Genomic DNA, 6,003 nt, shown 5'->3' with positions numbered 1-6,003 from the left:
CGGACTTCTGGTACAAGTATGTTGGTTTCGGTGGCAAGATCATCGGCATGACAACATTTGGTGAATCAGCGCCAGCTGACCAACTGTTCAAGATGTTTGGTTTCACTACTGAAAACGTAGTAAACACAGCAAAAGAATTGCTAGCGTAAGCATACAGTTGCAACAAATAAAAAAAACCGAGCCATTGGCTCGGTTTTTTCTATCACGAATGCTTGTGCCTATTCAAACTCTTTACCCCAGTTGTCTAGCTGCTTGTGACCACACTCTTTACATGTTACGTATCTGTCCATGTCGTAGTAGTGTCCACCATTGATGAAGCTATGAAGGAGAAGTTTGACTTTGCCTAGTAAAGAAGGGTCATTATCGTAACGGCTTGGCTTCCTCACCAAAACTTCGCTATGAGGTGTCTCTTTTGAACATTGTTGGCAAAAGTGTTTCGCTGGGTAACCAGACATAATCATTTCCTTTGGTTGATGAAAGTTGAAGAAAAACAGCCAATAGGAATAATTTATCCATCTCCATGATATAAAATGCTGAGATATGATGCCATGTGAATATGTGGAAAAGCTCGCTCCATATCACTAACTTAATGCGCTTTTGATAGCTATCGGTTACTATTTGTGACACGAAAATCATGTAAGGCGAAGGAATCATGCTTAGAGTTGCGATCAATGGATTTGGACGTATCGGTCGTAATGTACTGCGAGCAGTATATGAAAGTGGCAAAAGCCAGCAGATTAAAGTCGTCGCTGTGAATGAGTTGGCACAACCTGATGCTATGGCACACCTACTGCAGTACGATACGAGTCATGGTCGTTTTGGCAAAAAAGTAACCAATGACCAAGAGCATATCTATATTCACCATGAAAGTGGAGAGTTTGACTCTATTCGTATCCTTCATCTAAGTGAGATTGAGCTATTACCTTGGCGTGATTTAGAGGTTGATCTGGTTTTAGACTGTACCGGCGTCTTTGGTTCTCAAGCTGACGGTCAAGAGCATTTAAAAGCAGGGGCGAAGAAAGTTCTTTTCTCTCATCCTGGTGCTAATGATCTCGACAATACCATTATTTATGGGGTGAACCACCAAACTCTCAAAGCTGACGACAAGATAGTGTCGAATGGCTCTTGTACCACAAACTGTATTGTGCCGATTATCAAAGCGCTCGATGATGCATTTGAGATAGAATCCGGAACCATCACCACCATTCATTCCTCAATGAACGATCAGCAAGTTATCGATGCTTACCACTCGGATCTGCGTCGCACGCGTGCTGCAAGTCAATCGATCATTCCAGTGGACACTAAGTTGCATAAAGGAATTGAAAGAATATTCCCGAAATTTTCTAACAAATTTGAAGCAATTTCAGTGCGAGTACCGACAGTTAACGTTACTGCAATGGATTTAAGTGTCACAATTAATACAAATGTGAAAGTTAATGACGTAAATCAAACCATTGTTAACGCATCTCAGTGTACATTACAGGGCATTGTTGACTATACTGAAGCGCCGCTCGTTTCTATCGACTTTAATCATGATCCCCATAGCGCGATTGTCGATGGTACACAGACTCGAGTTAGTAACGGCCATCTAGTTAAGATGCTTGTTTGGTGTGACAACGAATGGGGCTTTGCGAATCGTATGCTGGATACTGCGCTCGCAATGCAAGCTGCTCCCCGTCATATTTGACGCTGCAACGCCAACTATCTAGGGGATAAATGTAGTTTGCGGCAAGGAGAAATATTTATTTTTACCCTTGAAATAAATATGAAGTATCTCCATATCAAAACCAGTTTGAAGAATTATTGAGCTTGGCAGGGTTGCCGGGTGACTGAATAACTTTACTTATTTAATATTTGAGAGGACACATCATGTCTGTAATCAAGATGACTGACCTGGATCTAGCAGGTAAACGTGTATTTATCCGTGCGGACCTAAACGTACCAGTAAAAGAAGGCAAAGTGACTTCTGATGCACGTATCCTAGCATCTCTACCAACTATCAAGCACTGTCTAGAAGCAGGCGCTAAAGTTATGGTTACTTCTCACCTAGGTCGTCCAACTGAAGGTGAATACGCAGAAGAGTTCTCTCTACAACCTGTAGTTAACTACCTAAACGACGCTCTAGATTGCGAAGTTAAACTAGCAAAAGATTACCTTGATGGCCTAGAGCTAAACACTGGTGAGCTTGTTGTTCTTGAAAACGTTCGTTTTAACAAAGGCGAGAAGAAGAACGAAGAAGAGCTATCTAAGAAATACGCTGCACTTTGTGACATCTTCGTAATGGACGCATTTGGTACTGCTCACCGTGCTCAAGCTTCTACACACGGTGTAGGTATGAACGCTCCTGTAGCATGTGCTGGTCCTCTTTTAGCTGCTGAACTTGAAGCTCTAGGTAAAGCAATGGACAACCCAGAGCGTCCACTTGTTGCTATCGTTGGTGGTTCTAAAGTTTCTACTAAACTAACCGTTCTTGAGTCTCTATCTAAAGTGGCTGACCAACTTGTTGTTGGTGGTGGTATTGCAAACACATTTATTGCAGCAGCTGGCCACAATGTTGGTAAGTCTCTATACGAAGCTGACCTAGTTGAAACGGCTCAAAAACTAATGAAAGAGTGTTCTATTCCAGTTGCAACTGATGTTGCATGTGCGAAAGCATTTGATGAAAACGCAGAAGCTGAAATCAAGCACGTATCTGAAGTTTCTGATGACGACATGATCTTCGACCTAGGTCCAGATTCAACAGCTGCACTAGCTGAAATCATCGCTAACGCAAAAACTATCCTATGGAACGGCCCTGTAGGTGTATTCGAGTTCAAGAACTTCGAAGCAGGTACTAAAGGTATCTCTGAAGCAATCGCTCAGTCTGCAGGTTTCTCTGTAGCTGGTGGTGGTGACACGCTAGCGGCTATCGACAAGTTCGGTATCAAGGCTGACGTTTCTTACATCTCTACTGGCGGCGGCGCATTCCTTGAATTCGTTGAAGGTAAAGTACTTCCAGCTGTAGCGATGCTTGAAGAGCGTGCTAAGTAATTAAGTGAAAGCGGGGGAGTTAATCTCCCGCTTTCTTGTTTGCTGCACATCACACTTCTTTGCTAGAATAGCGCGAGTTGTGAGCAAACGTTTGCAAGAATTTAAACTTAACAAGTTTTATTTTTAAAACGACAGATAAATAGGATTAAATCCATGTCTAAGATCTTCGATTTCGTAAAACCAGGTGTAATCTCTGGCGATGACGTACAGAAAGTTTTTGAAGTTGCAAAAGAAAACAACTTCGCTCTACCAGCAGTAAACGTTGTTGGTACTGACTCTGTAAACGCAGTACTAGAAGCGGCAGCTAAAGTGAAAGCTCCAGTTGTTGTTCAGTTCTCTAACGGCGGTGCAGCTTTCTTCGCTGGTAAAGGCGTTAAACTTGAAGGTCAAGGTGCTCAAATCCTTGGTGCTGTAGCTGGCGCGAAATACGTACACGCTGTAGCTGAAGCTTACGGTGTGCCAGTGATTCTACACACTGACCACGCTGCTAAGAAACTTCTTCCATGGATCGACGGTCTACTAGACGCTGGTGAAGAGTACTTCGCTCAAACTGGTAAGCCTCTATTCTCTTCTCACATGCTAGACCTTTCTGAAGAGTCTCTAGAAGAGAACATCGAAACATGTGCTAAGTACCTAGAGCGCATGGCTAAAATGGGTATGACAATCGAGATCGAACTTGGTTGTACTGGTGGTGAAGAAGATGGTGTTGATAACTCTCACATGGACGCTTCTGAGCTTTACACTTCACCAGAAGACGTTGCTTACGCGTACGAGAAATTAAGCGCAGTTAGCCACCGTTTCACTATCGCAGCATCTTTCGGTAACGTACACGGCGTATACAAGCCAGGTAACGTTGTTCTAACTCCAACTATCCTACGTGATTCTCAAGCATACTGTGCAGAGAAGTTCGGTATTGCACCAAACGCTCTAAACTTCGTATTCCACGGTGGTTCTGGTTCTACTGAAGCTGAGATCCAAGAATCTATCGGCTACGGTGTTATCAAAATGAACATCGATACTGATACACAGTGGGCAACTTGGGATGGCATCCGTAAGTACGAAGCTGAAAACCGTGAATACCTACAAGGTCAAATCGGTAACCCAACTGGCGAAGATGCACCAAACAAGAAGTACTACGATCCACGCGTATGGCTACGTGCAGGTCAGGCTTCAATGGTCGCTCGTCTAGAAAAAGCTTTTGCTGACCTAAACGCAGTAGACGTACTATAATTCGTCTAACAAGCTGATGTTGAAAAAGCCGCTCAATGAGCGGTTTTTTATTTATGCATAAGTTCAAAGCATAAGTAGGGTTGTCTCAATAAAAATTCTGGCGAAAGTTGATCTCTTTGCGTAACCTTGTAAAGGCTTGTCAGGTTTTTCTTGTAAGCCTTTGTTTTCGCTCTCTTTGCAAAAACTTGACTTTTTACATAGTCAAAAGTGATATCGTGCCGAAAAACTGACATTGCTTCAGCAAATGTATTAGAGATGTCATTGTTGATTAATAATCTATAGCAGTTTGGTTCATAGAATCATAAATTTTTTGAGGATACATATATGGCAGGTGAATCAGCGGGGATCGAAACTCCCCTAGTTGATGGTTTAAGCCAAGCAGAAAAGTGGCTAACAAGTAATTCTGATTTATTGGTTCAGTACGGTGTGAATATCATTTCAGCGGTTCTGATCCTGTTTATCGGTAATATCATCGTTAAAGCAGTAGCGAACAGCGTTTCTAAAGTATTAGAAAAGAAAGATATGGACAAAGCGGTTGTTGAGTTTGTCCACGGTTTAGTTCGTTACCTGCTATTTGTTATTGTACTTATTGCAGCGTTAGGCCGAGTTGGTGTTCAAACCGCATCTGTCGTTGCTGTTATCGGTGCTGCCGGTCTTGCTGTTGGTCTTGCTCTGCAAGGCTCACTATCTAACTTTGCGGCAGGTGTTCTGATTGTTGCCTTCCGTCCATTTAAGTCTGGTGACTATGTGGAAATTGGTGGTGTTGCGGGTAGCGTAGAAGCGATTCAGATCTTCCAAACAGTGTTAAAAACGCCTGACAACAAAATGGTCGTTGTTCCTAACTCTGGCGTTATCGGTAGCCCAATTACCAACTATTCACGCCATGAGACACGTCGTGTGGATTTGGTTATCGGTGTTTCTTACAAATCAGATCTTAAACAAACTAAGCAAGTGATCCGTGAAGCTCTTGAGAAAGATGCGCGTATTTTGAAAGATCCAGGCATGACCATTGGTGTTTTAGCGCTTGCTGATTCTTCAGTGAACTTTGTAGTGCGTCCATGGTGTAAAACTGAGGATTACTGGAGTGTTTACTTTGACTCAATGCAAGCAATTAAAGAAGCATTGGATGAAGCAGGTATTGAAATCCCATTCCCACAAATGGATGTGCATTTGAATAAAGTTGACGCTTAATCGAGTGCAATAATTACCTAGAAGCGAGGCAATAGCCTCGCTTTTTTTATTCCTATCAGTCCGCTAAGTGGTGAGTTCATATATAGGATTGCTAAGTTTATTGAGAATCATAGGCAATGAGTGTGCAGCAAAGCCAATGGTTAATTCTGGGTGAGCTGGGGTATAGAGAATCTCATCGGTTTGATATAAATCCTTGTCGACGACTATGGGTATTTGTTCAGGGATACCAAATGGACAGACGGCCCCCGGTAAACACCCCAACTGTGACGTCATTTCATCATCGCTACAAATTGAAGGGCGCTTACCAAGCAAGGCTTTAATGGCTTTACTGTCGAGACGTCTATCTTCGTGTGTAAGGTATAAAGCAAAACCGCCACCTTTTACTTTTAAAAACAGGCTCTTGCTATGCGTACCTGTCCAGCCAAGCTTTTCAGCTACGATGACATCGGTGGCAAAATCGAGAATAGGTTCATGTTGCCACTGGCGAAACTCTATCCCTAAATGTTTGAGGAGCGAGATGTTGAACTGATAAATCTCATCCAATTTGTTCAT

Annotated in this window: 7 protein-coding genes; 5 read left to right on the top strand and 2 right to left on the bottom strand. The window is 42.7% G+C overall.

The window, feature by feature from the left end; translation table 11 throughout:
* On the top strand, window positions 1-149 hold a 149-nt coding region (locus tag QTN94_RS20675; RefSeq protein ID WP_443088801.1), incomplete at its 5' end, for a transketolase-like TK C-terminal-containing protein.
* A 69-nt stretch (window positions 150-218) separates the two neighbouring features.
* Here QTN94_RS20675 and QTN94_RS16340 read toward each other — a convergent pair.
* Window positions 219-455, bottom strand: coding sequence for a hypothetical protein (locus tag QTN94_RS16340; protein WP_138970696.1), 237 nt, complete (start codon window positions 453-455; stop codon window positions 219-221).
* Between the two features lie 197 nt (window positions 456-652).
* Here QTN94_RS16340 and epd point away from each other — a divergent pair, with 197 nt between their 5' ends.
* The 4 genes from epd to mscS all read left to right on the top strand — a co-directional run bounded on the left by epd (window position 653) and on the right by mscS (window position 5,451).
* On the top strand, window positions 653-1,687 hold the full coding sequence (gene epd / locus QTN94_RS16335; protein ID WP_138970697.1) for an erythrose-4-phosphate dehydrogenase: 1,035 nt from the start codon (window positions 653-655) through the stop codon (window positions 1,685-1,687).
* Between the two features lie 182 nt (window positions 1,688-1,869).
* Complete coding sequence (locus QTN94_RS16330) at window positions 1,870-3,030, top strand: phosphoglycerate kinase (RefSeq protein WP_269377539.1); 1,161 nt, start codon at window positions 1,870-1,872, stop codon at window positions 3,028-3,030.
* Window positions 3,031-3,183: 153 nt separating this feature from the next.
* Window positions 3,184-4,260 carry a class II fructose-bisphosphate aldolase gene (gene fbaA / locus QTN94_RS16325; protein ID WP_138970699.1) on the top strand — a complete coding sequence of 359 codons (1,077 nt, stop codon included), beginning with the start codon at window positions 3,184-3,186 and terminating at the stop codon, window positions 4,258-4,260.
* A gap of 324 nt (window positions 4,261-4,584) precedes the next feature.
* Complete coding sequence (gene mscS / locus QTN94_RS16320; protein ID WP_331428269.1) at window positions 4,585-5,451, top strand: small-conductance mechanosensitive channel MscS; 867 nt, start codon at window positions 4,585-4,587, stop codon at window positions 5,449-5,451.
* A 63-nt stretch (window positions 5,452-5,514) separates the two neighbouring features.
* Here the strand turns inward: mscS and QTN94_RS16315 are convergent, their stop codons facing one another.
* Window positions 5,515-6,003: a YbaK/EbsC family protein gene (locus tag QTN94_RS16315; protein WP_331428268.1), complete on the bottom strand. Its 489-nt coding sequence runs from the start codon at window positions 6,001-6,003 to the stop codon at window positions 5,515-5,517.

This window comes from Vibrio sp. M250220 (assembly GCF_036533795.1).
Lineage (GTDB): Bacteria > Pseudomonadota > Gammaproteobacteria > Enterobacterales > Vibrionaceae > Vibrio.
The sequence above is the reverse complement of the archived record's forward strand: the minus strand, read 5'-3'. Positions and strand labels throughout refer to the sequence as shown.

Excerpts from the sequence above, each read along its gene's own strand:
- epd (WP_138970697.1), top strand. The coding sequence starts at position 653 with ATGCTTAGAGTTGCGATCAATGGATTTGGACGTATCGGTCGTAATGTA.
- fbaA (WP_138970699.1), top strand. The coding sequence starts at position 3,184 with ATGTCTAAGATCTTCGATTTCGTAAAACCAGGTGTAATCTCTGGCGAT.
- QTN94_RS16330 (WP_269377539.1), top strand. The coding sequence starts at position 1,870 with ATGTCTGTAATCAAGATGACTGACCTGGATCTAGCAGGTAAACGTGTA.
- QTN94_RS16315 (WP_331428268.1), bottom strand. The coding sequence starts at position 6,003 with ATGAACAAATTGGATGAGATTTATCAGTTCAACATCTCGCTCCTCAAA.
- QTN94_RS16340 (WP_138970696.1), bottom strand. The coding sequence starts at position 455 with ATGTCTGGTTACCCAGCGAAACACTTTTGCCAACAATGTTCAAAAGAG.
- mscS (WP_331428269.1), top strand. The coding sequence starts at position 4,585 with ATGGCAGGTGAATCAGCGGGGATCGAAACTCCCCTAGTTGATGGTTTA.